The sequence below is a fragment of the Lysobacter sp. 2RAF19 genome (assembly GCF_052115395.1).
Classification (GTDB): Bacteria; Pseudomonadota; Gammaproteobacteria; order Xanthomonadales; family Xanthomonadaceae; genus Noviluteimonas.
On record NZ_JBFRGO010000003.1, the window covers coordinates 428,459 to 453,687 of the forward strand.

General features: G+C 66.7%; 27 protein-coding genes. 17 read left to right on the forward strand and 10 right to left on the reverse strand.

The genetic code is table 11. The features are described from left to right. Positions 1-27 precede the first annotated feature (27 nt). Positions 28-1,968 (forward strand): winged helix-turn-helix domain-containing protein, encoded by a 1,941-nt coding sequence (locus AB4059_RS13525; RefSeq protein WP_498979558.1) that lies wholly within the window; start codon positions 28-30, stop codon positions 1,966-1,968. On the opposite strand, the gene AB4059_RS13530 is transcribed toward AB4059_RS13525, so the two are convergent. Together AB4059_RS13530 and AB4059_RS13535 are read right to left on the reverse strand one after the other, a co-directional pair. Further along, positions 1,920-4,118 (reverse strand): TonB-dependent receptor, encoded by a 2,199-nt coding sequence (locus AB4059_RS13530; RefSeq protein WP_498979560.1) that lies wholly within the window; start codon positions 4,116-4,118, stop codon positions 1,920-1,922. The genes AB4059_RS13525 and AB4059_RS13530 overlap by 49 nt on opposite strands. Positions 4,119-4,211: 93 nt before the next feature. Then, positions 4,212-4,958 carry a hypothetical protein gene (locus AB4059_RS13535; RefSeq protein ID WP_498979562.1) on the reverse strand — a complete coding sequence of 249 codons (747 nt, stop codon included), beginning with the start codon at positions 4,956-4,958 and terminating at the stop codon, positions 4,212-4,214. On the opposite strand from AB4059_RS13535, the gene AB4059_RS13540 reads away from it, so the two are divergent. From AB4059_RS13540 to AB4059_RS13555, 4 genes are all read left to right on the forward strand, one after another. Continuing rightward, positions 4,957-6,768, forward strand: coding sequence for a hypothetical protein (locus tag AB4059_RS13540; RefSeq protein ID WP_498979563.1), 1,812 nt, complete (start codon positions 4,957-4,959; stop codon positions 6,766-6,768). The two genes, AB4059_RS13535 and AB4059_RS13540, sit on opposite strands and share 2 nt — an antisense overlap. 61 nt (positions 6,769-6,829) lie before the next feature. Then, the gene (locus tag AB4059_RS13545; RefSeq protein WP_498979564.1) at positions 6,830-7,387 is read left to right on the forward strand and encodes a YaeQ family protein; all 558 of its coding nucleotides are present in this window, start codon (positions 6,830-6,832) and stop codon (positions 7,385-7,387) included. Between the two features lie 15 nt (positions 7,388-7,402). After that, positions 7,403-8,593: a BaiN/RdsA family NAD(P)/FAD-dependent oxidoreductase gene (locus AB4059_RS13550; protein WP_498979566.1), complete on the forward strand. Its 1,191-nt coding sequence runs from the start codon at positions 7,403-7,405 to the stop codon at positions 8,591-8,593. Positions 8,594-8,698: 105 nt separating this feature from the next. Then, complete coding sequence (locus tag AB4059_RS13555; protein ID WP_498979567.1) at positions 8,699-11,314, forward strand: M14 family zinc carboxypeptidase; 2,616 nt, start codon at positions 8,699-8,701, stop codon at positions 11,312-11,314. Here AB4059_RS13555 and AB4059_RS13560 read toward each other — a convergent pair. The 6 genes from AB4059_RS13560 to AB4059_RS13585 form a co-directional block, all read right to left on the reverse strand. Further along, a complete protein-coding gene (locus AB4059_RS13560; RefSeq protein ID WP_498979569.1) occupies positions 11,311-11,682 on the reverse strand; it encodes a hypothetical protein in 372 nt (123 codons plus the stop codon). The two genes, AB4059_RS13555 and AB4059_RS13560, sit on opposite strands and share 4 nt — an antisense overlap. 78 nt (positions 11,683-11,760) lie before the next feature. After that, positions 11,761-12,135: a hypothetical protein gene (locus AB4059_RS13565; RefSeq protein WP_498979570.1), complete on the reverse strand. Its 375-nt coding sequence runs from the start codon at positions 12,133-12,135 to the stop codon at positions 11,761-11,763. Between the two features lie 514 nt (positions 12,136-12,649). Continuing rightward, on the reverse strand, positions 12,650-13,471 hold the full coding sequence (locus AB4059_RS13570; RefSeq protein WP_498979571.1) for an alpha/beta fold hydrolase: 822 nt from the start codon (positions 13,469-13,471) through the stop codon (positions 12,650-12,652). A gap of 128 nt (positions 13,472-13,599) precedes the next feature. Further along, positions 13,600-14,490 carry an RNA polymerase sigma-70 factor gene (locus tag AB4059_RS13575; protein ID WP_498979573.1) on the reverse strand — a complete coding sequence of 297 codons (891 nt, stop codon included), beginning with the start codon at positions 14,488-14,490 and terminating at the stop codon, positions 13,600-13,602. A gap of 61 nt (positions 14,491-14,551) precedes the next feature. Beyond that, the gene (locus AB4059_RS13580) at positions 14,552-14,971 is read right to left on the reverse strand and encodes a cupin domain-containing protein (RefSeq protein ID WP_498979575.1); all 420 of its coding nucleotides are present in this window, start codon (positions 14,969-14,971) and stop codon (positions 14,552-14,554) included. Positions 14,972-14,984: 13 nt separating this feature from the next. Then, the gene (locus tag AB4059_RS13585; protein WP_498979576.1) at positions 14,985-15,464 is read right to left on the reverse strand and encodes a carboxymuconolactone decarboxylase family protein; all 480 of its coding nucleotides are present in this window, start codon (positions 15,462-15,464) and stop codon (positions 14,985-14,987) included. A 139-nt stretch (positions 15,465-15,603) separates the two neighbouring features. Between AB4059_RS13585 and AB4059_RS13590 the strand changes: the two genes are divergently transcribed. From AB4059_RS13590 to AB4059_RS13640, 11 genes are all read left to right on the forward strand, one after another. Then, the gene (locus tag AB4059_RS13590; RefSeq protein WP_498979577.1) at positions 15,604-15,840 is read left to right on the forward strand and encodes a sigma factor-like helix-turn-helix DNA-binding protein; all 237 of its coding nucleotides are present in this window, start codon (positions 15,604-15,606) and stop codon (positions 15,838-15,840) included. After that, entirely contained in the window at positions 15,837-16,874 is a 1,038-nt protein-coding gene (locus tag AB4059_RS13595; RefSeq protein WP_498979578.1) for a LysR family transcriptional regulator, read from the forward strand. The genes AB4059_RS13590 and AB4059_RS13595 overlap by 4 nt, the downstream gene beginning before the upstream one ends. Before the next feature lie 33 nt (positions 16,875-16,907). Beyond that, positions 16,908-17,681, forward strand: a complete 774-nt coding sequence (locus tag AB4059_RS13600) for an SDR family oxidoreductase (protein ID WP_498979580.1) — start codon at positions 16,908-16,910, stop codon at positions 17,679-17,681. Next, positions 17,678-18,190 (forward strand): OsmC family protein, encoded by a 513-nt coding sequence (locus AB4059_RS13605; protein WP_498979581.1) that lies wholly within the window; start codon positions 17,678-17,680, stop codon positions 18,188-18,190. Before AB4059_RS13600 ends, AB4059_RS13605 begins: the two co-directional genes overlap by 4 nt. Next, on the forward strand, positions 18,187-19,485 hold the full coding sequence (locus tag AB4059_RS13610; RefSeq protein ID WP_498979583.1) for a cytochrome b: 1,299 nt from the start codon (positions 18,187-18,189) through the stop codon (positions 19,483-19,485). The genes AB4059_RS13605 and AB4059_RS13610 overlap by 4 nt, the downstream gene beginning before the upstream one ends. Before the next feature lie 15 nt (positions 19,486-19,500). Then, positions 19,501-20,508, forward strand: a complete 1,008-nt coding sequence (locus AB4059_RS13615) for a bestrophin family protein (protein ID WP_498979584.1) — start codon at positions 19,501-19,503, stop codon at positions 20,506-20,508. A 30-nt stretch (positions 20,509-20,538) separates the two neighbouring features. After that, a complete protein-coding gene (locus tag AB4059_RS13620) occupies positions 20,539-21,387 on the forward strand; it encodes a helix-turn-helix transcriptional regulator (protein ID WP_498979586.1) in 849 nt (282 codons plus the stop codon). 29 nt (positions 21,388-21,416) lie between these two features. Further along, a complete protein-coding gene (locus AB4059_RS13625) occupies positions 21,417-22,463 on the forward strand; it encodes a serine hydrolase domain-containing protein (RefSeq protein ID WP_498979588.1) in 1,047 nt (348 codons plus the stop codon). 61 nt (positions 22,464-22,524) lie between these two features. After that, positions 22,525-22,743 (forward strand): hypothetical protein, encoded by a 219-nt coding sequence (locus tag AB4059_RS13630; RefSeq protein WP_498979589.1) that lies wholly within the window; start codon positions 22,525-22,527, stop codon positions 22,741-22,743. 222 nt (positions 22,744-22,965) lie between these two features. Beyond that, entirely contained in the window at positions 22,966-23,310 is a 345-nt protein-coding gene (locus AB4059_RS13635; RefSeq protein WP_498979591.1) for a hypothetical protein, read from the forward strand. 11 nt (positions 23,311-23,321) lie between these two features. Continuing rightward, positions 23,322-23,588, forward strand: coding sequence for a hypothetical protein (locus AB4059_RS13640; protein WP_498979592.1), 267 nt, complete (start codon positions 23,322-23,324; stop codon positions 23,586-23,588). 41 nt (positions 23,589-23,629) lie between these two features. Here the strand turns inward: AB4059_RS13640 and AB4059_RS13645 are convergent, their stop codons facing one another. After that, positions 23,630-23,887 carry a TFIIB-type zinc ribbon-containing protein gene (locus AB4059_RS13645; RefSeq protein ID WP_498979593.1) on the reverse strand — a complete coding sequence of 86 codons (258 nt, stop codon included), beginning with the start codon at positions 23,885-23,887 and terminating at the stop codon, positions 23,630-23,632. Between the two features lie 72 nt (positions 23,888-23,959). Then, entirely contained in the window at positions 23,960-24,358 is a 399-nt protein-coding gene (locus AB4059_RS13650) for a hypothetical protein (protein ID WP_498979595.1), read from the reverse strand. Positions 24,359-24,509: 151 nt separating this feature from the next. Between AB4059_RS13650 and AB4059_RS13655 the strand changes: the two genes are divergently transcribed. Then, positions 24,510-25,226: an SOS response-associated peptidase gene (locus AB4059_RS13655; protein ID WP_498979597.1), complete on the forward strand. Its 717-nt coding sequence runs from the start codon at positions 24,510-24,512 to the stop codon at positions 25,224-25,226. Positions 25,227-25,229 lie beyond the last annotated feature (3 nt).

Consider the following 25,229-nt stretch of genomic DNA (forward strand, 5'->3'; position numbering starts at 1 on the left):
TGAAAGAATCTGAAATCAGGTGAATCCATGCCTCCCGCGACCGCCCGGCGCTACCGCTTCGCGACGTACCGCCTCGACACCCGGTCCCGGGAACTGCGCGAGGGCGATGGCGCGCCCGTGCCCTTGACGGCGAAAGCCTTCGACACACTCGTCTTCCTGATCGAGCACCGCGACCACGTGGTCACGCGCGACGAACTGCTGGGTGCGGTCTGGGCCGGGCGCGTCGTCGAGGAAAACACGCTGACGCAGGCGATCGCGGCATTGCGCCGCGCACTGGGCACGCAAGGCGGAGAGCATCGCTTCATCGTGACGGTGCCCGGACGCGGCTACCGGTTCGTCGCCGACGTACAGGACGAGGAGGCCGCGGCGCATCACGCCATCTCTGCCATTCCGGCCCCGAGCGCCAGGCGCGTTGCACGTCCGATGCTCATCGGTGTCGCGCTGCTGCTGGTGGCCGCCATCGGCGGCGTCGCCGCGTGGCGCTTGCGGACGCCAGGCGTCGAGCCTGCGCAGGCGAACGCGACGCTGGCCGTGTTGCCGTTCCGCTCGCTGTCGACCGGGCCGCAGGACGAGATGCTGTCGCTCGGCCTGGCCGATGCGCTGATCACGCGCATCGGCAGTTCGACGTCGCTGCAGGTGCGCTCGCTGGCTTCGAGCCGACGCTTCGGCGAAGCCGATCCGCTGGACGCGGGGCGCCGACTCGGCGCGCGTTACGTCGTCGAAGGCACCACGCAACGCGGTGGCGATCGCATCCGGGTGAGCGCGCGCCTGATCGACGTGCAGAGGGAACGCACGCTCTGGTCCGGCACGTTCGACGAACACTCCGGCAACGTCTTCACGCTGCAGGACACACTCGCCTCGGCGATGACCGACGCGCTCGCGCTCACGCGCACCGACGTCGCCGTGCACAGCCCGTGCGACGGCGAAAATGCGGTGGCCTATCGCGCTTATCTCGAGGGCCGCTATCAACTGGATCGGCCGAGCGGACCGCGGATGCGGCAGGCGCTGTCCTCGTTCCATCGCGCCATCGACCTGGATCCGACCTGCGCCCGCGCGTATGCCGGCATGGCGTATGCGTATCGCGCCTCGGTGATGACCGGCGACGCCGATCCGCGCGAAGCCTTCCCGCTGGCGCAGGCCGCCATTGCGCGCGCGCTGGCCATCGATCCGCGGCTCGCCGAAGCGTATTCGTCGCGGGGCTTCGTGCAGTTCTGGTACGACTGGGATTGGCAGGCCGCCGAGGCCTCGCTGAAGCACGCGATCGAACTCAATCCCAGCCTCGCCGAGGCGCACCTGGCCTATGCGCACTTGCTGTCGAACATCGGGCGCCACCAGGAATCGGCGGTGCAGGCCCGGCAGGCGTATGCGCTCAATCCGCTTTCACCACTGGTCGGCATGTTGTCGTCCTCGTTCCTCGACGAGGCCGGGTTCGCGAAGGAGGCGCAACGCATTCGCAAGAGTGCGCTCGAGATCGAACCGGACTACTGGGTCCCCATGGTCGGGCGCGGCATGATGAAGATCCAGCAGGGCGACCGCGCGGGCGGGCTGGCGCAGATTCGCCAAGCGGTGGTGTTGTGCGCCGACTGCTCGCTGGCGCTCGCCGGACTCGTGCAAGGTCAGTTGGCCGCGGGCGATCGTGCCGCTGCCGAGCGCATCCGCGATGCGCTCGACGCACGCGCACGCACCGGTTACATCCCGGGAAGCAACCTTGCGATCGTCTACAACGCGCTGGGCGACAGGGAGGGGGCGTTGGCGCAACTCGAACGCGGGTATCGCGAACGCGACGTGCGCATGACCTTCCTCGCCGCCGACCCGACCTGGGACAACTTGCGAAAGGATGCGCGGTTCGTCGCGTTGATGGCGCGCATGAACTTCACCGGCGACCGCGCGCTGGATCCACCGCCCACGCTGGCGCCCGGTCAGAAGGAATACGTGATCGACAGCGCGAAGGTGCGCGGCGCACCGTAGTACGCCGTCCCGAGACCGAGGTAGGGCAACCAGAAGCTCCCCGTCCGGTACGCCTTGTCGGAAAGGTTCTGTCCGATCAACGCCACTTCCCAATCGTGCGCCGGCGATTGCCATGTGAGCGATGCGTTCCACACCGTGTGCCCGGGTTGCAGGACATTCGGATTGACGTCGGTCGTCGGGTACAGTGCACCCTGGAAACTGACATCGAGGCGCGCGTCGAAGCTGCTGCCGCCGGCGAGCGCCCATTCGCCGATCGCGCTCGCACCTGCCGTCCATTCCGGCGCGTTGGGGAAACGCGCGGTGTCGGAGATGTCGATGCCACCGCTGATGTATTCGTCGTAACGCGTGTCCAGGTAGGCGACGTGCCCGAGCAGGCGCAGGGATGCGCCCACGCGCGCCGAGGTCTCGATTTCGACGCCTTGCATCGTGCCCTGGCCCGCATTGCGGAAGTCGCCGAACACGTCGTCGTCCACGCCGTCGCCATCGCTGTCGAAGGGCACCAGCGCGCTGAGCTGGATGTCGCGGTAGTCGGTGTGGAACAGCGCGGCGTCCAGGGTGATGCGCCCCTCGCGCCATTGCGTTTTCGCGCCGAGCTCGAGCGAGGTGGCGTTCTCATCCTGCAAGGGCAGGGCGGACGAGGGCACGGCGACCGTGTCCGCGCGGATGTTGTACGTGCCGCCCTTGAAGCCGCGGGTGGCCTGGACGTAATACATCGCCGCATCGGTCGGCTTCCAGGTGAGCGCGATGCGCGGCGAAAACGCATCGAAATTCGTCGCGTCGTTGAAGTACGCACGGAAGCCGAAGGTGTGCAGGAACGAGGCATCGGTGCCGCGCGTGATCACCGCCGCGCGTTTGTCCTCGCGCGTGTAGCGCATGCCGATTTCCGCGGTCGCATGCGCGGTCATGTCCCAGGTCAGATCGGCATACAGCGCGTTGGTGCGTGTCCAGACGGCGCCACTGCTGACGCCGAACTGTCCGCGGCCGCTGACGTAGCCGGCGCCGGCCGCTTCGCCGTCCGACCAGTACAGGCCCGCCACCGCGTGCGCGCTGCCGCGGTTGAATTGCAGCTGGAATTCCTGCGAGGTCTGTTCGTCGTGGAAGTCGCGATTGAGCGTGGCCAGCGGGAGCGGCAGCGTGTCGAAATCGATGTAGCCGAACGAATCGCCCGTGCGCCGCGCAGTGACCGACTTGAAGTGCCACGTCGCGTCGATCGCCCAGTCGACGGTGAGCGCGCCGCCCTGCGCATCGGTGTCATCGCGATTGGGGGCATCGCTGCGCACGTCGAAACGGCCGGGGTCGGGCGGCGTGTACGGCGGAAACGGACTGGTCAGCATGCGCCGCGCGCCCATCGCGTGGGAGCGATCGCGATAGCGATCCCAGGCCAGTCGCACGTCGACGCTTTCCGCCGGCAACCAGTCGAACGTCGCACGCATCACGCTTGCGTCGCGGTCGGAGACGTCTTCGCCCGTGACCAGGTTGCTGCCGTAGCCATCGCGCGTGTAGCGGCCGAAGGCGAAGCGCGAACGCAGGGTGTCGCCGAGGGGAATGTTGAGCAGCGCTTTTCCGTCGAGGCGAGCGTAGCTGCCCGCGGTGACTTGCACGCTGCCGGAAAAATACGGTTCCGGCGGCCGCGTGACGTACTTGATCGCGCCGCCGATGGTGTTCTTGCCGTACAGCGTGCCCTGCGGACCGCGCAGCACTTCGATGCGCTCCACATCCAGGATGTCGAGCAACGCGGCCTGGGGTCGCGCGAGATAGACATCGTCGATGTAGATCGCCACCGCGGGTTCGACGCCCCAGACCGGATCGAACTGCCCAACGCCGCGAATGGTCGCCGTCACCGCGCTGTTGAACGCACGCGCGTTGTACAGCACGAGGTTCGGCGTGGCCGCGGACAGCGCGCTCAGATCCTCCGCCGCGCGCGATCGCAATTCGTTGCCGTCCAGCGATGTAACCGCGATGGGAACGTCCTGCAGATCCTCCGCGCGACGCCGCGCGGTGACGATGACGCGGTCGAGTTCGGCGGGCGTTGCGTTCGCGTCGGTCTTCGCAGGCGCGGTGTCCTGCGCGAGTGCAACGCGCGCGAGCGCGAATGCCAACAGTGGCAAGACGCGTCGTGCGGCGATCCAGCCACCTGTGCGCTTGCGCACGGGACGTTCTCCGAAGGCCAGGGGTTCCAACAGTCCACTAGGAACGGGGGCTGGCATCGGCCTCGGCCAGTGGCCGGTGGTGGCTGCGGGCGGTCAGCCGGAGACGGCGCTTTCGGGGATCGCGTCCCGGATGCAGGCCGCGCGGTCGCCGGGATCGGCGTTGTCCGACTGGCAATCCAGGATCGCCTTTTTCACCGACTTGTCGAAATCGGCGGCCGAGGTCGACTCGCCCCCGAGTTCGCAAATCCGGGCGCGCACGAAGGTGTGCGTCGCAGGGTCGAGCTCCTTGAGCGTGTAGACGTCGCGCAGGATCGCCCAACTTTGTTTGGTAGGGCCCGACGCATTGGCGTCCAGCGGTGGCATCTTCGCCGTGAACATCGCCTGCGGAACGCCGCGATCGCGCGCGGTGGCGGCGGTCTCCGCCTGGTTCGCGGGACCTTCGCAATTCACCGATGCCATGGCCGTGCCCGTGCCGAACAGCAGCAGGGACAACCCGATTTTCATGACGCGCATGACTTCCCCTTGATGTTGAACCCTGCGCAGGCTACCGGAAGGGCGTGCATGCAACATAGCCCAAGCGCCGAGCTCACCCTGTTGAAAATCGTTCACCCCTGACCGCCGCGCCCCGAGTGCGGCGTTGTGCGGACTAGGCAATCGTTCCGCACCGCGGGCAGGAGTGAACATGAATGCAATGGTGCGCGCCGCGCTCGCATGCGCATGCGCAGGAATCGTGGCGGCCGTTGCGTTCGCGGCATTTCGCGATGGCGATGCACCGAGTGCAAAAACCACTGCGGGAAGCGCAGTCGCCACGCCGCGCACGCCGGCCGCGCCATCGCGCATGACCGGCACCGTCGCGGAGATCCTGAGTTCGCCGACGGGCCCGCTCTCGGTCGAACCCACCGTGCCGCGGCCCGACACCAAGCCGTGCGTCGTGACCTTGTTCACCGACGAGAACCTGATGAGTTATCCGGGTTTCGACTACAGCCCGCCGGCGGATTGCCCGCGCCCGTGGTCCAAGATCGTGCTCGAGATGGACATGACGCCCGTTCGCCGCACCGGGACCATCGCCAACATCAAGATTTCGCTGGACGGTGGCGCCGAGCTCGTCGGCTCGACGTTCTACTCGCGCCACTGGGACCTCTTCGTCGGCGCGCCGCAGATCAGTGCGACCACGCCGAGATGGCACGTCGAACGAGATCTCACGCATTACGCGGCGTTGCTGGCCGAACCCGAAGACCTCTTCGGTTCGGTCTCGCACACCTGGGACAACAGCGGCGTGGGCATCGACGACGACGAAGTGGTCGGCAGCGCCCGCATCCTGTTCTATCCGCCGAGCGTCGCCAATCCCGCGCCGCGCGTTCCCGACGCGGTGCTCGCCGATGGGTTCCCGTACCTGATGCCGCGCAACATCGTGCGCGCCTACGTGGAAGTGATCGCGCAAGGGATCGACGACACCGAGTCGGTCGGCAGCGATCGCTACTGGTACACCTGCCTGCCCGATCGCGTGCTGGCGACGCATCCGGGCTTGATGAATCCCTTCGCCATCGGCGATGTCTGGGGCGGCGTGCTCAGCAGCTCGGACAACGGGTGCGGGGGTGGCAGTTATCGACAGGTGATCGTGCTGATCGACGGCGCGCCGGTCGGCACCGCGCCCTTGATGCCGTGGTTGCCGAACAACGTGCATCGGCGGTTCCCCGACACGCTCGATCCGCCGCTGCCCGCCGTGCAGGCGCTCAATTTCATGCCCTACCACGTGGACATCACGCCCTTCGCCGCGCTGCTCAATTCCGGCACGCGCCACATGTTGACGCTGCGCGTGTTCGGCGACACCGCCGGGTCGTTCACGTCGAACGCGACGCTGAGCGGGAAGATGTTCATCTATCGCGATCCCAAGCGCGCGATCGTGCCCGGGAAACTCACCGCCTACGTCATGGCGCCGGCGATCGCCAGCCCGACGGGCGCGCAGTCGTTCACGCGCACCGGCGACGTGTTGCAGGGCACGGTGGTCACCCACAACGACCGCACCTGGATGACCGAAGGCAACGTCGACACGAGCGAGGGGCTGATCACCACGCGCGTGCTGGGGCGCAACCGCTTCGACAATTGGCAGGCCCTGTACGTCGATGGCGATACGTATCCGAACTACCGCGGCTACGCGCAATACACCGTGCTGGACAGCTGGGCCGACCAAGTCAGCGTCCGCATGTCCGGCGCTTCGATCATCGCGCTCGACGCGCGCTCGCTCCATCAGCCCTTGCAGCTGTTCTACGCATTGACCGGCCACATGGAGCCGACGGACGAGGGAGGCTATTGGGGCGCGTATCTCCAGGGCGCGGTCCTCGCCGACCAGACCCGCGACATCCGCGCAGAGCACTGGCGCGGCGCCACGCACTACACCAGCAACCTGCACGACCACTTCCACGGGGAGCGTTTCCACGATTTCCTCGCCGGCACCGACAGCGGTTGGCTGTCGCGGCGCGAGTATTCGTTCGTCGATTCGCTCGCCAGCTGCTTCCGGGCGAAGAGAACCTCGGCGATGGGCGTGCTGGCGACCTCCGACACGGGCGTGGGCTGCGCGGGCGGCATCAACGACGTCCTCTGGCACGCGCGGCCGGATGGATCGCCGGAGATGATGGGGTGGGCGGAGTGAGCACCCTCACCCCCGAGCGTCTAAACTCCGCGTCCCGTTTCCCGCAAAAGCACCCAAGCCCATGGCGCTCAAGGCCACTGTCGTCAAGGCCGAGCTCCAGCTCAGCGACCTGGACCGGCACCACTACGCGACCTATCCGCTCACCGTTGCCCAGCATCCCTCGGAGACCGACCAGCGGCTGATGGTGCGGCTGGTCGCCTTCGCGCTGTATGCCGATGAGCGCCTGGAGTTCGGGCGCGGCCTGAGCAACGAGGAAGAACCCGATCTGTGGCGGCGCGATTACACCGGACAGATCGAACAGTGGATCGACCTCGGGCAGCCCGATGAATCGCGCATCCGCAAGGCCTGCGGCCGCGCGCGGCAGGTCATCGTCGTGAACTACGCCGGCCGCGCCGCCGACCTGTGGTGGGACAAGATTTCCGGCGGGCTCTCGCGCGTGGGCAATCTCACCGTCCTGGACATCGATGGCGCGACCGTCGACGCGCTGGCCGCGATGTTCCAGCGCAGCATGCAACTCAACGCGCTGATCCAGGACGGCGAGCTGCAATTGATGGGCGATGCGGGCACGGTGAACCTGCGCCCGCGCGTTCGCATGGCCCCGGCTGCGAGAGCGGCCTGATCGCGGGCCGCGCGCATGGCCGGGCATTTCGACGTCGTGATCATCGGCGGCGGCGCCGCCGGGCTGATGTGCGCGTTGACCGCGGGCCGACGCGGCAAGCGCGTGTTGGTCGTCGAGCACGCCAACCGGGTCGGCAAGAAGATCCTGATGTCCGGCGGCGGGCGCTGCAATTTCACCAACACCGGCGCCGCGCCCGACAACTATCTGTCCGCCAATCCGCATTTCTGCAAATCGGCGTTGGCGCGCTACACGCCGCGACACTTCATCGAGATGGTCGAGCGGCACGGCATCGCGTACCACGAGAAAGAACTGGGTCAGTTGTTTTGCGATGTCTCGTCGAAGCTGATCGTGAAGATGTTGCTCGACGAATGCGATGCCGCCGGCGTGCGCGTGGACACCAGTTGCAGCATCGAGCGCGTGGGGCACGGCGACAGCGACGAGGCGCGCTTCCGCCTGCACACCACGCATGGCGTGTTTTCCGCGCCGGCGCTGGTGGTGGCGTGCGGCGGCTTGTCGATTCCGAGCATGGGCGCTACCGGGTTCGGCTACGAGCTCGCGCGCCAATTCGGCCATGCGGTGTTGCCCACGCGCGCCGGCCTGGTGCCGCTGACGCTCAGCGGCAAACACCAGGAGCGCATGGCCGATCTCAGCGGCGTTGCCTTTCCGGTGACTGCGCAATGCAACGGGACCAGCTTCAGCAACTATTTGCTGATCACGCATCGCGGTGTCAGTGGTCCCTCGATCCTGCAGATCTCCTCGTTCTGGCAACCCGGCGACGACCTGCGCCTGGATCTGTTGCCGGGCCGCGATGCACTCGAAGCACTGCAGCAATGGCAGCGCGATCGCCCGGCCGCGGAACTCAAGACGGTGCTGGGTGATGTGCTGCCCAAGCGTTTCGCGCAACGCCTGTGCGAACACTGGCTCCCCAATCGGCCGATGAAACAATTCAACGCGCCGCAACTGCGGGAAATCGCGCAAGTGCTCGGCGACTTCGCGTTGGTCGCGAGCGGCACCGAAGGCTATCGCACCGCGGAAGTCACGCTCGGCGGCGTGGACACCGACGCACTCTCGTCGAGCACGATGCAATCCAGGCACGTGCCCGGCCTGCATTTCATCGGCGAAGTCGTCGACGTCACCGGTTGGCTGGGCGGCTACAACTTCCAGTGGGCGTGGGCCTCGGGGCATGCCGCCGGCAACGCGGTCTAGGGCCCGGCCACGCCCGCCTGAACGGGGTCGGCGCCGCTTTCACCTGGCTTTCCCAAGCTCAGCGGAAGAGTACGTGCCCCTGCACCCTCCCGCGGACGTCCCTGCATGCCGGCTCCCCAGCCCCGTCGCCGCTTCCTCGCCGCTCGCATCGCGGCCGCCCTGGCCCTGGTCCCCGCGGTCGGGCTGCTCACCGCAGCCACGCCGGTCGACGGGTTCAACGGGGATCCCGATCGTCTGGTCCTGGTCAACGTGCACTGGGCCGACCGGGCGCAGTTGCAGCAGATCGCCGGCCGCTTCGATCACCTGCGGATCGACGAGAAGCGCCACGTCGCACAGGTGGAGGCCAACGCGGCCGACCTGGCGATGCTGCGCGGCATGGGCCTGCGCGCGGACATCGACGATGCCGCCACGCAGAAGATGCGCATGGGCGAGTCGAAGATGGCGAAGGCTTTGGCGGGGCAGGCGACCCTGACCTCGCAGAACGCCATTCCCGGGTTCGTGTGCTATCGCACCGTCGAGGAAACCTACGCCACGATGGACCAGCTCTCGGCGAAGTATCCCGCGCTCGCCAGCGTGGTCGACATCGGCCCGACCTGGATGTGGGCGAAGACCGGCGGCGCGCAGGGCTATCGCATGCGCGTGCTGCGCTTGAACAACGCCGCCACCGACGCGACGATCCCCGACAAGCCGAACATGGTCGTGCTCGCCGCCATCCATGCGCGCGAATACACCACCGCCGAACTCACCACGCGTTTCGCCGAATGGCTGGTCAAGGGCTACGGCACCGACCCCGAAGCGACGTGGATGCTCGACAACTTCCGCTTCCACTTCCTGCTGCAGGCCAATCCGGATGGGCGCAAGAAGGCCGAGTCCGGCCTCTCCTGGCGCAAGAACACCGACACCGACAACGGCCCGTGCAGCGCCAATGCCTACGGCGTCGACCTCAACCGCAATTTCGGTTGGAGCTTCGGCACGGTGGCCAATGGATCCAGCCCCGATCCGTGCAACGTGACCTACCGCGGCCCGTCGGCGCAGTCGGAAAACGAAGTGGCGAACGCGGTGCGTTACATCCTCGGCACCCCGGGCGCGGGCGGCACCTACAGCGGCGGCATCTTCCCCGACCGTCGCACCGACACGGGCGTGGCGCCGGCGGACTATCGCGGCATGTTCCTCGACATCCACAGCTTCTCGCAGTTGGTGCTGTGGCCGTGGGCGAACACGCAGACCAATGCGCCCAATGGGCCGGCGTTGCGCACCCTCGGTCGCCGCCTGGCGTATTTCAACAACTATCGCCCGGTGCAGTGGATCGGCATGTACGCGGCCGATGGCACGAATACCGACACCGTGTACGGCGTCAGCGGCGCGCCGAGTTACACCATCGAGTTGGGGCAGGAATTCTTCGAGGACTGCTCGACGTTCGAATCCTCGACGTATCCGCAGAATTTCAACGCGCTCAAGTACGCGGCGCGCAACCTGATGAATCCCTACACCTCGCCCGGCGGGCCGGATACGACGTCGGTCGGCGCCTCGGCGAAATCGGTCGAGCGCGGGCAGGCCTTCGCCGCCTCGGCGTGGTTCGACGACTCGCGATACAACCAGAGCAATGGCGCCGAGGCGGTGCAGGCCGTCACCAGCGGCGCCGCCTACCTGGACGCCGCGCCCTGGGCGAGCGGCGCCGCGCCGCTGGCGATGCGCGCCTTCGATGGCGCGTTCAACACCTCGCGCGAACTGTCGGTGGCCAACATCGACACGAGCGCGCTGTCGTACGGGCGCCACGTGGTGTACATGCGCGGCACCGATGCCTCCGGGCAATTCGGCACGCCGAGCGCGGTGTATTTCACCGTGCGTCGCCACATTCCCGATGACGACTACGACGCCGATCGCCGCTCCGATGTGTTCTGGCACAGCACCGCGGGCCAGAACCAGATCTGGCGCCGCGCGAACAACGCCACCACGACCGCCGTGACCGCCACCGCCGCGGGCTGGCGCCTGGCGGGGCAGGGCGACTTCGACGGCGATGGACATTCGGATCTGTTCTGGCGCCAATCCTCGACCGGGCAGAGCGTGATCTGGCGCTCGGGCAACAGCGCGGCGACGATCGCGGTGAGGGCCGTCGCCGGCGGTTGGGAACCGGCGGGCTTCGGCGATTTCAACGCCGACGGCCGCACCGACGTGTTGTGGCACCACCCCAACGGCACCAACACCCTGTGGTTGTCCGGCAATGCGGCGACGCCGCGCGCGGTCGCGGCCGTCGCCGCGGGCTGGATCGTCGCCGGCGTGGGTGACTTCAACGGCGATGCCATCGCCGACATCCTGTGGCGCAACACGAGCACCGGTGCGAACGTCATCTGGCGCACGGGCAACAGCGGCGCCGCACAGGCCGTGTCGACCACCAACCTGGACTGGAAAGTGGTGGGTATCGGCGACTTCGACGGCGACGGCGCGTCCGACATCCTCTGGCGCAACACCGCGACGGGCGCGAACACGATCTGGCGCGCCGGCAACAGCGCGACGACGACCGCGGTGGCGAGCGTGGCCACGGCATGGCGCGTGGCGAACGTGGCCGATTACGACGGCGATCGCTTCGCCGACATCCTCTGGCGCCATCCGCAGACCGGCCAGAACGTGATCTGGAAGAAGGGATCCAACGCCACGACGCAGGCGGTGGCGCCGGTCAGCCCTGCATGGTCGGTGGCGCCGTACGAGAATCAGCCCTACTAGAGCGTTCCACGCAACCACGCCAGCGCATGCCGGCGTTCGTGGAACCGACGCAGGGTGAAGTGCGCGGTTTCGCCGGCCTGCATCATCGGCCCGTCGTAATCGTCGGGCGGATTGAGCAGCGCGATGCGCGCACCGCGCGGAAAGGTCGAACGTTGCCACGCCTCGCGAACGGCATCGGCGTGCTCGGTGTCGACCGGGCCGGTCGGCATCGCGCGCGTGAAGTCGATCAGCAACTGCTTGACCCAGCCATCCTTCAGGCGCTGCTGCATCTCATGCACGGCGCGCACGCGCACGCGGTGATCGATTTCACCGATGTAGCAAACCTCGAACAACTTCGCGTCATCGGACAGGCGCAGCAGCGTGGTCATCAAGGGATCGTTGCCCGCGGAGACTGAACCCCATTTGACGCAAGCAGCCGCAGCCAGCGGCCACCGCGCCACGCGCGGTCAGAGCCGCCCGCGCAACCACGCCAATGCATGCGACCGGTCGTGGAAGCGCCGGCCGACGAAGTGCGCCGACGCGCGCCCCACCTGGATGGCCTGCTCGTCGTATTGCGCCGGCGGGTTGAGGAAGGCGATGCGCGAGCCGCGCGGATAGGTCGCGCGCGCGAGCGTCTTGCGGAAGTGCTCGATCTCGTCTTCGGTCGGGGTGTCCACGGTCCAGGAGTCGGTGAAGTCGATCAGGATCTGCTTGACCCAACAATCCTTCAGCCGCCGCTGCGTGGCCTCCACGGCGCGCGTGCGCATCGCGTAATCGAGTGCGCCGACGTAACGCACTTCGAACATGCGCGCGTCGTCGGAGAGGCGGAAGAGGATGGCCATCCGGGTATTTTATGGCATCGGGTGCGCGGTTGGAGGTCGCTGATTTGGGGGCGTAGTAGAGCCCGCCTGGAACCCATTGGCGCGCCGCCGGGAACGCGGAGAGTTCCGAATTTTTTTGGGAAAAAAATTCGAAACTCTCCACGCTGCGGCATCACCTTGCGGGTCGCTTCGATCAAGGGGGTTTCGCCGGGGCAGTCGCTGGGGGCTGCAAAGCAAGCTTTGCAGGGAGCCGATCATTGAGAGCGGGGGAGGCACCGCTGTGCTTTTTTGCTTTTATGCTTTGCGAAAACGATCGCCTCCCTGCAAAGCTTGCTTTGCAGCCCCGAATGAGCGCTCGAGCGAAAGCGCCCTGATCGAAGCGACGACGAATGGTGATGCCCCAGCGTTGATGGTTTCAAATTTTTTTTTCCAAAAAAATTTGGAACCATCAACGTTCGGGCGACGCGCCAATAGGTTTTCGAGCGGGCGTTACTACAAAGCCCCTCTCCCCGAGTGAGGAGAGGGGCCAATCAAGTCAGCTCTTGAAAAACGCCAGCAGATCCTTGTTGATCACGTCCGCATGCGTCGTCGCCATCCCGTGCGGGAACCCCTTGTAGACCTTCAGCGTCCCGTTCTTCAGCAACTTGCTCGACAACAACGCCGAATCGGCGATCGGCACGATCTGATCGTCGTCGCCATGCATCACCAACGTCGGCACCGAGATATTCTTGAGATCATCGGTGAAATCAGTTTCCGAAAACGCCTTGATGCACTCGTAATGCGCATTGGTCGCACCCATCATCGCCTGCCGCCACCAATTCTGGCGGACCGCCTCGATGATCGGCGTACCCTCGCGATTGAAACTGTAGAAAGGAATCGGCACGTTCCAGTACAACCCCGCGCGGCTCGCGGCCAGGTCCCTGCGGAAACCGTCGAAGACTTCCAGCGGCGTGCCGCCCGGATTCTTGTCGGACTTCACCATGATCGGCGGAACGGCGCCGAGGATCGCGAGCTTCGCCACGCGGTCCTTGCCGTGCCTGGCCACGTAATGCACCGCTTCACCACCGCCGGTCGAATGCCCGACATGGATTGCGTCGCGCAAGTCGAGTTTCTGCACGAGCGCGGCGACGTCGGCGGCGTAGGTGTCCATCTCGTGGCCACCGGAGGTCTGCGACGACCGACCATGCCCGCGGCGGTCGTGCGCGATCACGCGGTAGCCCTGCAGCAGGAAGAACTGCATCTGCGCGTCCCAGTCGTCGCCGGACAGCGGCCAGCCGTGGTGGAAGACGATGGGTTGGCCCTGGCCCCAGTCCTTGTAGAAGATCTGGGTACCATCTTGGGTGGTGACATAGGACATGTGCATTTCCTCGGGTAGGTCGCGTGGGGCGACCCGGATAACGTAATCCCGCGAGGTGACCATCGGTAGCCATGGCGCGTGATGCAATGCATTGCGCGCAGCGCATCAATGAAACGGATGAGTGAAACTCAGGCGACCTGCAAGGACCGGTGCGCGCGGATGCGTGCGAGTTTCTCCGGATTGCGCTGCACGTAGACGCGCTGGATGCGTTGTCCGTCGCTGACGAAGGATTGCGCGGACTCCAGTTCGCCATCCATGTAGCGCAGCACGCCGATGGTGCCGTTGATTTCCGCAAGCTCGATGCGCAGGTCGTTTTCCGCGCGGCGCAAGGTGGGCGCGAACAACAGTCGCGCGACGCGATCGCCGCCGACCATGGGCTTCGGGAAACTGTTGACGAAACCGCCGCCGTCGCCGACGAGTACGGCCGATTCGGACATCATCGCCTTCAGGCCGGTGAGATCGCCGCGCGCGAGCGCATCGGCGAAGCGGCGCATCAGGCTCTGGTGCGCCTGTTCGGTGACCAGGTAACGCTTGCGGTCCTCGGCCAGTTGCCGCTTGGCGCGATGCACGATCTGCCGCGTCGCCGCTTCGGTCTTGCCGAGGGTTTGCGCGATGTCCGCGTAGTCGGCCTCGAACACTTCATGCAGCAGGAAGGCGGCGCGCGCGTCGGGCGCGAGGCGTTCGAGCACGGTGAGGAAGGCGATCGACAGGTCGTGGGAGATCTCGTTGACCTGTTCGGGCGTCGCGGGACCGTCGGTGAGGACCGGCTCGGGCAACCACATGCCGACGTACTGCTCGCGTTGCGCATGCGCCGCGCGGAGGCGGTCGATGGCGCGGCGCGTCGTGGCGGCGATCAACCAGGCTTCGGGGTTCTCGATGGCGGCCTTGTCGGCGTCGTGCCAGCGGAGCCAAACGTCCTGCACGATGTCTTCGGCTTCCGCCGAGGAGCCGAGCATGCGATAGGCCGCGCCCACCAGGCGCGGCCGCAGTTGGCCGAAAAGTGCGGTGGCGTCTTCCATTCCGGATCGACGATCTGGAAAGACGCATTGTGACATCGGTCGCGACCGGCGGGCGCGCCGCTCACTCCACCGGTATGAGCGCCGGCTTGTCGCGGTCCTTGATCAGGGTCACGACGAATTTCGCCGGTTTGTCCTGGCTGGCGTTGCGGCCGACGGTGTGGATGTCGTTCGGGCCCTCGTGGAAGGTCTGGCCCGGGCCCAGCGGGACCTCGGGCTGGCCCTGCACGCCCAGCACGATGTGGCCTTCGAGCACGTAGACGAAGGCGTGCGCGTCGTGGCGATGCTTGTGCTCGACGGCGCCCGGCGGATATTCGACGAGCAACATCAGCGCTTCCTTGCCTGGAGATTCGGGCAACGGCTGAGTCATCAGCGGCGTGACCTTGGGCCCGGGCGGCGCGTTGCCGGCCGATTGCGATGCGGTGACGACGCCGACGCCGAGCACGGCCGTCAGCAGGAGGGAGACCAGGGTGCGTGTACGCATGGCGGCTCTCCGATCAGGACAGATTGGCGCGCGTCAGACCGTAGGCCTTGTCCATCGACCCCGGCACCGCGGTGAAACCGACGCTGATGCGGTTCCATGCGTTGATCGTCACGATGCAGTAGGTGAGGTCGGCCAACTCCTTCTCCGACAGGTGCTCGCGCACGGCATCGAAGGTCGCCTGCGGCACGCCGTGCGGCGGCAGCGTGGTCAGCGCTTCGGTCCACTCCAGCGCGGCGCGCTCGCGCGGTGAGAACAGCGTGGATTCGCGCCACACCGCGATGTGGTACAGCCGCAGCGGCCGTTCGCCGTGGATGGTGGCTTCCTTGCTGTGCATGTCCACGCAGAACGCGCAGCCGTTGATCTGCGAGGCGCGGATATTGATGAGGTCGATGATCGAGGTTTCGATGGCGCCCTTGTGGGCGAGCAGGCTGACTTCGGCGAACTTCCTGGTGAGCTCGGGCGAAGCGGCGTTGTAATCCAGGCGCAGGGACATGGGGCGGTTCCGGGTTGGAGATGCGATGCAATCTAGGCCCGGCATCGCGCGAGCGGTAGCCGTTCGTCCGGACACGGGCTGTTGCGCGAGGGGCATCAATCGCCTGTCACAGGTGCGTGCGCCCAATCGTCTTCCCGGCATGGACCAGCCTCCCTCAGCACGCGTGTGGTCCGAATTCCTCGCCGTGCTGGCGCAACTGCCGCCGGTCACGCGCGTGGTGTTCCTGCTGCACGCGGTGTTCGATGCGAGCGATACGGATGTCGAACGCCTGACCGGCGTGCACAGGGACGACTGTGCACGGCACCTGGCGGAGGCGCGACGCGTCGTGCGTGCATTTGCGCGCGCGGAAACCGATTCGAAAGGTGATCCAACATGAGTCCTTTGTTGCAGGCGCACGACCCGGCGCACGATCTGCTGACCCACAGCCTGTCGACCAGCTATGCCGGCGTGGTGGCTTTCCTCGCGGTCGCGACCGAAGGCAGCTTCGCGCGCGCGGCCGATCGGCTCGGCATCGGCCGCTCGGCGGTCAGCCGAAGCGTGCAGAAACTGGAAGGGCAGTTGGGTGCGCGCCTGTTTTCGCGCACCACGCGCTCGACGTCGCTGACGTCCGAAGGCGAGCGGTTCTACGAGGGCTGCCGCCCCGGCGTGGAGCGCATCCTGCTGGCGATGGCGGAGATGCGCGACCTGCGCGAAGGCGGGCCGCGTGGACAACTGCGCGTGTCGGCGACCTGCGGCTTCGGTCGCAAGGTGGTCGCACCGCTGCTGTCGCGTTTCCGCGCGCTGTATCCGGAGGTCGAGGTCGAACTGGTGCTGGACGAGCGGCCGCTGGACCTGGTCAACGATCGCATCGACGTCGCGTTTCGCGAGGGTGCGCTCGAAGACAGCCAGGTGATCGCCAAGCAATTGATCCCGATGCAACTGGTGGTGTGCGCCTCCTCGGAGTACGCCGCGCGCCACGGCTTGCCCGAGACCGTCGAGGATCTCGCGCAACACCCCTGCATCAACCAGCGCGCGGCCAATGGGCGCTTGCAGCCGTGGTGGTTCAAGGTCGACGGGAAGGCGACCTCCGCAACACCGCATGGCGCGCTGACGTTCAACGATGCGGAGCTGGCGCTGGAAGCGGTGCTGCGCGGCGATGGCCTGGCGCAACTGCCGGCCTACCAGGCGTGCGATGCCTTGCACGAGGGCCGGCTGGTGAGCTGCCTGCGCCAGTACGCGCCCGACGATCGCGGGCATTACCTCTGCTATCTCAGCCGCGAACAGCTGCCCAAGCGCGTGCGCGCGTTCATCGACTTCATGACGACCGAAATCCGCCGGATCGACCTGGACACCCTGCCGCGCGATTGGTGCGCGGAAAGCAACACGCTGGCGCCGATGGCGGGGCTACTCGCAAGCGCCAACGATTCCTAGCATCGAGGCTTGCGATACACACGGAGAGCGAACATGAAAATCCTCGTCATCGGTGGCACCGGACGCATCGGCAGCAAGGTCGTGCAACGCTTGCGCGTCCAGGGACACGAAGTGATTGCGGCCTCGCCGCAGACGGGCGTCGACATCCTCACGGGCGACGGCCTGGAGGCGGCGATGCAGGGCACGAACGTCGTCGTCGATCTTTCCAATTCGCCGGCCTTCGACGAAGCCTCGGCGACGTCGTTCTTCGAGACGGCCGGCAAGAACATCCTGGCCGCGGAGATGCGCGCCGGCGTCGGCCATCATGTTGCGTTGTCGGTCGTCGGAACGAACACGCGCGCGAACGGCTACTTCCGCGCGAAGGACGCGCAGGAAGGCCTGATCCGCGCATCGGGCGTGCCATACACCATCGTGCATTCCACGCAGTTCTTCGATTTCCTGCCGGGCATCATCCAGTCGGCGACCGAAGGCAATACCGTGCGCCTGCCCTCGGCGCTCGTCCAGCCGATCGCGGCGGACGATGTCGCCGACGCCGTCGCGCGCACGGCCTTGCAGCCGCCGGCGAATGCGAGCCTCGACATCGCCGGGCCCGAGCGCGCGCCGCTGTCGGAGTTGGCGCATCGCTTCATGGATCGCGTGAAGGATTCGCGCGACGTGATCGCCGATCCGCACGCGCTGTACTTCGGCGGCGAGTTGACCGACGAGACACTCGTCCCCGCGGGACAAGCGTGGCAGGGTGCGCTGGATTTCGACCGTTGGTTCGCGCAATCCGACTACGGCAGCCAGACGCCATCGGCCAACGCATGACCCGGCCCACGCCGCCGTCGACCCAGTTGCTGGACAAGTTCTTCGGCGATCAGGCGCAGCCGCTGTATACGGGGCGCGTGGTCGTCACCGGAGGCGAGGCCGGGCACGGGCGCGCGTCGGGCGTCGTGCAGACCGGCGACGGCGCATTGCTCGCGCAACTTCGCCTGCCGGTCGAACTGGGCGGGGAGGGCGGCGGCAGCAATCCCGAGGAATTGCTCGCCGCGGGTTACGCGGCCTGCTTCCATGGCGTGATGAGCCTGCTCGCCACGCGTTGTGGCGTGGTCGTGCACGACGCGCGCGTGGAGGCATCGGTGACCTTCGCGCGCGACCCGATCGACGGCCTGTTCCTGTTGTCTGCGCAGTTGCGCGCGCACCTGCCGGGCGTCGAGCGTGGCCTCGCCGCCGAGCTGGTGCGACAGGCCGAGCGCTTCTGCCCCTACGCAAAGATGTTCCGCCAGGGCATCGAACACACCGTGGTCCTGGCACCCGAAACCCAGGTGTCGCCATGAGCTTGCATTACAGGAAGATCCGCCCGAACAACCGCGTGCTCGCCTGGATCGAGGCGCGCCTCCCGCTGTTGTCCTTCACCGCCGCGCACACCACCGACTATTACGCGCCGAAGAACCTCAACCTCTGGTACTACTTCGGTGCGCTGTCGGGCGTGGTGCTCGTCAATCAGTTGCTGACCGGCATCTTCCTGACGATGCATTACGCGCCTTCGGCCGCGGGTGCGTTCGACTCGGTCGAACACATCATGCGCGACGTGGAGTGGGGATGGCTGATCCGCTACATGCACTCCACGGGCGCGTCGCTGTTCTTCGTCGTGGTCTACCTGCACATGTTCCGCAGCCTGATGTACGGCTCGTACAAGAAGCCGCGCGAGCTGGTGTGGATCCTCGGGATGGTGGTGTACCTGGTGCTCATGGCCGAGGCCTTCGTCGGTTACGTGCTGCCCTGGGGCCAGATGTCGTTCTGGGGCGCGAAGGTGATCATTTCGCTGTTCGGGGCCATCCCCGTGGTCGGCCACGACCTGACCGAATGGATCATGGGCGATTACCTGCCGAGCGATGCGACGCTCAACCGCTTCTTCGCGTTGCATGTCATCGCCTTGCCGCTGGTGTTGTTGTTGCTGGTGGTGATGCACATCCTGGCGCTGCACGAAGTCGGCTCGAATAACCCCGAGGGCGTGGAGATCGCCGATACGCCGGGCCCCGACGGCAATCCGCTCGACGGCATCCCGTTCCACCCGTATTACTCGTTCGAAGACCTGCTGATCGCGAGCGCGTTCCTGGTCCTCGCGGCCTTCGTGATCTTCTTCGCGCCCACCTTCGGCGGCTGGTTCCTCGAGCACGACAACTTCGCGCAGGCCAATCGCCTGGTCACGCCCGAACACATCAAGCCGGTGTGGTACTTCACCCCGTTCTACGCGATGTTGCGCGTGATCCCGCACAAGCTGCTCGGCGTGGCGACGATGTTCGGCGCGATCGGTTTGCTGTTCGCGATGCCGTGGCTGGATCGCGGGAAGGTGCGGTCGATCCGGTATCGCGGGCTGGGGTTCAAGATCGCGCTGGGTGTGTTCGCGGTGGCGTTCGTGGTGCTCGGCGCGATCGGTGCGGGCGCGGCGACGCCGGCGATCGCGGCGGTGCTGGGGCCGGGCGCCAATGTCGCTGCGGTCGAGAACGGCCTGGGGCGCGTACTGGTGGCCGCGTATTTCGGCTTCTTCGGTTTCCTTTGGGTGTACACGGCGTTCGGGATCGAGCGGACCAGGCCGGTGCCGCCGCGCGTGACCTCGCCCCATGCATGAACCGGGAGAGGCGCCATGCTGATCGAACGCTCCTACACCGTGTCCGAGTTCCTGCTATGGACGCGGCGCAGCATCTACGTGCTGCTCATCGTCAGCACGGTGCCCGTGTTGCTGTACGAAGTGGCGGGGCTGCGCTTCCTGCAGATTCCCTTCGCGATCGTGTTCCTGCTGGGCACCACGGTCGCGCTGTCGGCGGGGTTCAAGAACCTGCAGACCTACGGTCGCATGCAGGATGCGCAATTGCTGTGGGCCTCGATCGCGAGCAGCAGCCGCTCCTTCGGCGCCAGTTGCCGCGACTTGGTGCCCGATGCCGATGCCGCCAGGGCGCTCATCAATCGGCACCTGGCGTGGCTCGCCGCGCTGCGCCATGAATTGCGCAAGCACAAGCCGTGGGAGCAGCACGACAAGGCGAACTTCATCGAATGGCAGAAGTACTACACGGTGCCGGAGCATGCGCAGACGCTGACCTTCGAGCTTTCGCGCTTCTTGGCGCCGGAGGAAGCCGCGCTGGTGCTCGAAGCGCGCAATCCACCCTGGCAGGTGTTGGCGATGCAGGGCGCCGACGCCAAGCGATTGCTGGATGCGGGCGTGATTCCGGCGAACGCATTCGCCGAAGTGCAGCGCGCGACGCGGGAATTCGGCGATTTGCAGGGCAAGGTGGAGCGCATCAAGAACTACCCGTATCCGCGGCAATTCGCATTCATCCATTCGGCGTTCGTCAAGATCCTGAGTGTGTTGCTGCCCTTCGGGATGATCAGCGAGCTGGCGCGCCTGGGCAGCACCATCGGCGGTCGGGCCGGCGAGTACGCGGTGTGGTTGGCCATTCCGCTGAGCCTGGTCATCTCGTGGATGTATGTCTCCCTCGACGAAGTCGGCGCGAGCACCGAGAACCCCTTCGAAGGCGGCGCCAACGACGTGCCGATCACGAAGATCTGCGAGGAGGTCGAGCTCGACCTGCGCGAGATGCTGGGCGAGATCGCGTTGCCGGCGCCTTCGAAACTGGAAGGCGGAATCGCGATGTAAGCCGGCGCGGCGTGCTAAAACACGGGCGCCATGCCATCCCCCATCTCCCTCGGCGTCCTGGGCCACTGCGTGCGCCAGCAGGCGACCGCCGACATCGCCCTGGCGCAATTGCGGCCCACGATTCCCGAGCACGACATCCATCACCACCAGCACGACGACATGCACCTGGTGCTGTTGCTCGCCGGTCCGTATGCGAGCGATGCGCGCGGCATGCCGGCGGTGTGCGTGGAGCCTGCGCTGATCTTCAATCCACCGGGGACCGAGCATCGGGATCGCTTCAAGTCGCTTGAAGGCTTGTTTCTCACGCTGACGATGCCGCTCGCTGCCTGGCAGCGGTTTTCGGGCGGGATTCAAGCACCGGACGCCTCCGTGCGCCTGGATCGCCGCGCCCTGCGCCGGGCGATGCGCTTGCTGCCGGAGTTGTGGCGATGGGAGGCGACCTCGCCGCTGGCGGTCGAAGCGATCGTCGCCGAGTTGTTCGCCGATGCGGATGCGCAGCGGGCGAGCGCTCGCGCCGATGCGGTGCTCGATCGCGTGGTCGAACGCCTCGACGCCGATTTGTCCGCGCCGCCTTCGATTCGCGAACTGGCCACGCTCGTGGACCTGCACCCGGTATACCTGGCGCGCATGTTCCGCCGGCGCTTCGGTCAGGCGCCGAGCGACTGGATCCGGCAGCGGCGCCTGCATCGCGCCTTGTCGGAGATTGCGCACGGTCGCTCGGTGGTGGAGGCGGCGGCCGCGCTGGGGTTCGTCGATCAGAGCCACCTGCACCGGTGTTTCGTCGCCGAATTCGGCATGACACCGGGCGCATTCCGGCGTCTGGCCCTGGGTCGTGGCGAGGTTGCGCGGATACAAGAACGCCTGTTGCGGCGGTGCTAGCCTGCGATCTTCCTTGCAGGAGATGGTCGATGCCGCGTTGGTGCCTGATGGCGATGTGCGTGTTGCTTCCCTTGGCCGCGCAGGCGCAGGACGCGTTCGCGCCCGCGACCCGGGCCGTCGAAAACGGCGACTTCAAGGCGATCACGAGCGTGCTCGTGGCGCAGGACGGGAAGGTCGTCTACGAACATTACTTCGACGAAGGCGGCGCGCAGGCGCGTCGCAACACACGCTCGGCGACCAAGACCGTCGCGGGCATCCTCGCGGGACTGGCGATCGCCGACGGCAAGATCCCCGGCAAGCAGGCGCGTGTGTTCGACCTGCTGCCGCCCGCGCGCAGGCAGCGCATGCTCAATCCCGATCCGCGCAAGGAAGCGATCACCGTCGAAGATCTGCTGACGATGTCCGCGCTCGTGGAGTGCGACGACGACAACCAGTTCTCGCGCGGCAATGAAGAGCGCATGTACATCGTCGAGGATTGGGTGCAGTTCTGGGCGGACCTGCCGGTGCAGGGTTTTCCGGCATGGATGCCGAAGCCGAAGGACGCGCCGCACGGTCGCAGCTTCCGCTATTGCACCGCGGGCGTCACCACGCTGGGCGAAGTGGTGCAGACCGCCGTCGGCGAGCCGTTGCAGGACTACGCGCAGCGGCGCCTGTTCACGCCGATCGGGATCGAACAGCCCGAATGGCAGTTCTCGCCGCTCGGCCTGGCGCAGGCCGGTGGTGGCCTCGGGCTGCGCACGCGGGATCTGTGGAAGATCGGGCAGCTGTATCTCGACGGCGGGCGTGCGAATGGCAAGCAAGTCGTCCCCGCCGAGTGGGTCGAGGCCTCGCTGAGCGCGCAGGCCAGCGCGCGCGAGGAAGCGGATTACGGTTACCTGTGGTGGCTGATGAAGGTGCCGGTCGGAAAGGACATTCGCACCTACCCGGCGATGGCCGGCCAGGGCGGCAATGCGGTGTTCCTCGTGCCCGACAAGCGGGCGGTCGTGGTCATCACGACCACCAACTACAACGAACGCCAGCCGCACCTGCTGACCTTCAAGCTGTTCACGGAGAAGCTGTTGCCGGCGATGGAGTAGGGCGGTCACATCCGGCGCGGGCGGGCGTCCCTGTCATCGACCCTCGACCGGAATACCCGACATGCCCTGGCTCCGCTGGTTGTTCGCTTCCTTTTCCGTCACCGCGCCGCTGATCTTCCTGTCCCACGTCCTGCGCGACCACCCGCTGCATTACGCCGTGAGCGAAGCCTTGGTCTGGGGCGGGATCAGTGCGTGGATCTACACCCTCGGCCGCATCGAAAACACGCGTCGCGGGCGGCAATGCGCGCTGTGCGTGGGGCCTTCGCGCGCCGAGGAGTAGGAATCGCGGCGCCCACGAAGAGGGCGAAGTCGGCGTTGCACACTTCGCCGAGATGATGGTCGGGCTTGCGTACGGGGAACGATAGGCGCGCGTCCGCAGCACCCTAGGATTCGTCCTACCCAGTCAACTTCATTCGGCTTGCACCCGGTTGCCCCAAGGGACGACTGACGCGGGCGCGTTGCAGGTGCACCTTCCCATCACCCCCGATGGAAGGCCCGTGCCATGCAAGACGTCGATGACCGCCCCGATTTCGTCCGTGCCAGCGACAACGCGCTCAAGAGCCTGCGTGCCGTGTTCCTGCTGACGGGTCGTTCGTCCGAAGAGGCGCTCGCCGCGGCGGCGGGCGTCGTGGCGACCTTGCTCGATCACGGCGGGCCGGGGTGGATCGAACGCCTGATCGAATCGCAGACCTCGGAATGGTTGCGCGAGATGGCGCGGTTCGCCGCGCGCGACATGGACGAACGCGAGGTGGATGCGTCCACGCGCGCACGCACCCTGCTGGTGTGCTTGGCGCGGCAGGCACTGGCGTCGGAGATGTTCGACGCTGTCGCCGCGCGGTCGAACTGAGACATACGGCCGTGTGTGGCGTCGAAGCCGTCGATGTCGCGCAGGTGTGCTGGGCCTTGCGCCGGGGACATAGCGCGCGCGTGGGGCGCGTGGTGCTGCGGCCCGACCTCCTGCGCGACATCATCTGGCTGCGCGACCCCACGGGCGAAGTGGAGATCGCCGCGACCGCGATCGACGAAGCCGGTTGCCTGGCGGCCTTGCAGGGCGCGGTGCGCTATTGCGTGGACGGACCCTGCGGATGCGGCGAGTCGCTGCGGCCGACGGTGCGGTTCCGCTAGCCCCTTGCGCGTCCTGTTGCAGTCGCTCCGGTTATCGTGGATCAGTCGAAGATTTCGCTCAGCCAGTGCTTCTTTTTCTTGTAGTAGGGCTGGCCGTGCGGGTGATGCGGGTGCGGCGCGTACGCAGGTTGCGGCGCTTGCGGAACGGAGGCGGCAACGGATTTGGAAGCGCGCTCGAGGAGTTTGTCGAGCTCGCCGCGATCGAGCCACACGCCGCGGCATTGCGGGCAGTAGTCGATCTCGATGCCTTGGCGGTCGGTCATCATCAGGGTCGCGTCGGGGCAGTGGGGACAACGCATGCGCAGCGCCTGTGTCGGAGGAGGCTCGACGTTAGCGGGTCTGCCGGCGATTCGGTGACGGACGTTTCTGGATCAGCCGGCGTTCGCGCTGAAGATCAGACGGGTCGCCGCGTGATCACCCAGCACGGGCTGCAGGCGGATCTCGACGCGTTCGCCGCCGCGTTCCCAATGCAGGCGCACGGCATCGGGGCGGGCGTCGTCGGTCAGGACGCGATAGCCGCGCTGCACCATCGCGTTGCGATAGAACGCCGCCGTCGTTTCCACGGCATCGGGCACGTACCAGCTGCCGCCGAATGCGTTGGACGTCAGTCGTTGGCTGCGTGCGGGCAGGGGGAAGTCGGCTGGTGCCTGCACCGCGGGCCGGTGCGAGACGACGTTGGCGCCGACGTTGAGCGCACCGTTGCCCGCCAGGGCGGGGGCGCACGCCGCGCTCGCGAACAGCACGACGGTGAGGACACGACGGACGAACATGCGACGCTCCGTGGGCGGCGTGCAGGAACGTGCTGCGGGGTGGGAGATTCAGCGCCGCCGCGTGTTGTGCCGACGTGAATGCGCGTTGCGGATTTACTGCAGAGCTTGCGCGCGACTGTGCGAAGACATGCGACGGCGGAGGATCGGTCGCATGCGCCGATTCGTGCAGTCCTTTTCCGAAGAGAGCTTCCCGCGTGGCTTGCCCAAGGCGCTGGTGTCGGCGCTTGCCGCGTGCCCCGACCGTTTCAACATCGCGGTGTGCAAACCTGCCGCGGTGTTGCTCGATCGCGGCGAAGGCTTGGTCGTCGAAGACTTCGACTGGGGCCTGATCCCGAGTTGGTCGAAGTTGCCGGAGACGAAATACACGACGGTCACCGCGCGCCTGGATCGCGCGCCGCGCAGCCGGATCTTCAAGCGCCCGTGGGAACAACGGCGCTGCATCGTGCCCTTGAACGGGTACTACAAGTGGGATCGGAGCGTGTCGCCGGCGCAGCCGTATTTCATCCAGTCGCAGGCGGGGCAGGTGTTGTTCGCGGCGGGCCTGTGGGATCACTGGCATCGCGCGGAGCCGCACGTATATTCCTTCGCGGTGCTCACTGCGGGCAACGCGGCGATACCGCCGCCGCTCGTGCCCGATGGCCCGGTGTTCGTCGAGGCGGCGAAAATCGCCGACTGGATCGAAGGCCCCTGGTTTCCGCAGCGTTTCCTCGCGCGCATGCCGCAACCGGCATTGGAGGCGTATCCGGTGTCGCGCCGCATCCGCTCGCGCGAAGAAGACGCCTACACCCTCCTGGATCCCGTGGATCCGCAGGAGGATGCAGTCGCCACCGTGGGCTTCGACGACGTCTTCGAAGACGAAGACGACTGAGCG

Coding starts and splice junctions, on each gene's coding strand:
- AB4059_RS13540 (WP_498979563.1), top strand. CDS start 4,957: ATGACCGGCACCGTCGCGGAGATCCTGAGTTCGCCGACGGGCCCGCTC.
- AB4059_RS13575 (WP_498979573.1), bottom strand. CDS start 14,490: ATGGAAGACGCCACCGCACTTTTCGGCCAACTGCGGCCGCGCCTGGTG.
- AB4059_RS13550 (WP_498979566.1), top strand. CDS start 7,403: ATGGCCGGGCATTTCGACGTCGTGATCATCGGCGGCGGCGCCGCCGGG.
- AB4059_RS13535 (WP_498979562.1), bottom strand. CDS start 4,958: ATGCGCGATGGCGCGGCCGGCGTGCGCGGCGTGGCGACTGCGCTTCCC.
- AB4059_RS13645 (WP_498979593.1), bottom strand. CDS start 23,887: ATGCGTTGTCCCCACTGCCCCGACGCGACCCTGATGATGACCGACCGC.
- AB4059_RS13545 (WP_498979564.1), top strand. CDS start 6,830: ATGGCGCTCAAGGCCACTGTCGTCAAGGCCGAGCTCCAGCTCAGCGAC.
- AB4059_RS13585 (WP_498979576.1), bottom strand. CDS start 15,464: ATGTCCCTGCGCCTGGATTACAACGCCGCTTCGCCCGAGCTCACCAGG.
- AB4059_RS13580 (WP_498979575.1), bottom strand. CDS start 14,971: ATGCGTACACGCACCCTGGTCTCCCTCCTGCTGACGGCCGTGCTCGGC.
- AB4059_RS13625 (WP_498979588.1), top strand. CDS start 21,417: ATGCCGCGTTGGTGCCTGATGGCGATGTGCGTGTTGCTTCCCTTGGCC.
- AB4059_RS13615 (WP_498979584.1), top strand. CDS start 19,501: ATGCTGATCGAACGCTCCTACACCGTGTCCGAGTTCCTGCTATGGACG.
- AB4059_RS13565 (WP_498979570.1), bottom strand. CDS start 12,135: ATGGCCATCCTCTTCCGCCTCTCCGACGACGCGCGCATGTTCGAAGTG.
- AB4059_RS13605 (WP_498979581.1), top strand. CDS start 17,678: ATGACCCGGCCCACGCCGCCGTCGACCCAGTTGCTGGACAAGTTCTTC.
- AB4059_RS13555 (WP_498979567.1), top strand. CDS start 8,699: ATGCCGGCTCCCCAGCCCCGTCGCCGCTTCCTCGCCGCTCGCATCGCG.
- AB4059_RS13650 (WP_498979595.1), bottom strand. CDS start 24,358: ATGTTCGTCCGTCGTGTCCTCACCGTCGTGCTGTTCGCGAGCGCGGCG.
- AB4059_RS13570 (WP_498979571.1), bottom strand. CDS start 13,471: ATGTCCTATGTCACCACCCAAGATGGTACCCAGATCTTCTACAAGGAC.
- AB4059_RS13525 (WP_498979558.1), top strand. CDS start 28: ATGCCTCCCGCGACCGCCCGGCGCTACCGCTTCGCGACGTACCGCCTC.
- AB4059_RS13655 (WP_498979597.1), top strand. CDS start 24,510: ATGCGCCGATTCGTGCAGTCCTTTTCCGAAGAGAGCTTCCCGCGTGGC.
- AB4059_RS13560 (WP_498979569.1), bottom strand. CDS start 11,682: ATGACCACGCTGCTGCGCCTGTCCGATGACGCGAAGTTGTTCGAGGTT.
- AB4059_RS13595 (WP_498979578.1), top strand. CDS start 15,837: ATGAGTCCTTTGTTGCAGGCGCACGACCCGGCGCACGATCTGCTGACC.
- AB4059_RS13600 (WP_498979580.1), top strand. CDS start 16,908: ATGAAAATCCTCGTCATCGGTGGCACCGGACGCATCGGCAGCAAGGTC.
- AB4059_RS13620 (WP_498979586.1), top strand. CDS start 20,539: ATGCCATCCCCCATCTCCCTCGGCGTCCTGGGCCACTGCGTGCGCCAG.
- AB4059_RS13630 (WP_498979589.1), top strand. CDS start 22,525: ATGCCCTGGCTCCGCTGGTTGTTCGCTTCCTTTTCCGTCACCGCGCCG.
- AB4059_RS13635 (WP_498979591.1), top strand. CDS start 22,966: ATGCAAGACGTCGATGACCGCCCCGATTTCGTCCGTGCCAGCGACAAC.
- AB4059_RS13590 (WP_498979577.1), top strand. CDS start 15,604: ATGGACCAGCCTCCCTCAGCACGCGTGTGGTCCGAATTCCTCGCCGTG.
- AB4059_RS13610 (WP_498979583.1), top strand. CDS start 18,187: ATGAGCTTGCATTACAGGAAGATCCGCCCGAACAACCGCGTGCTCGCC.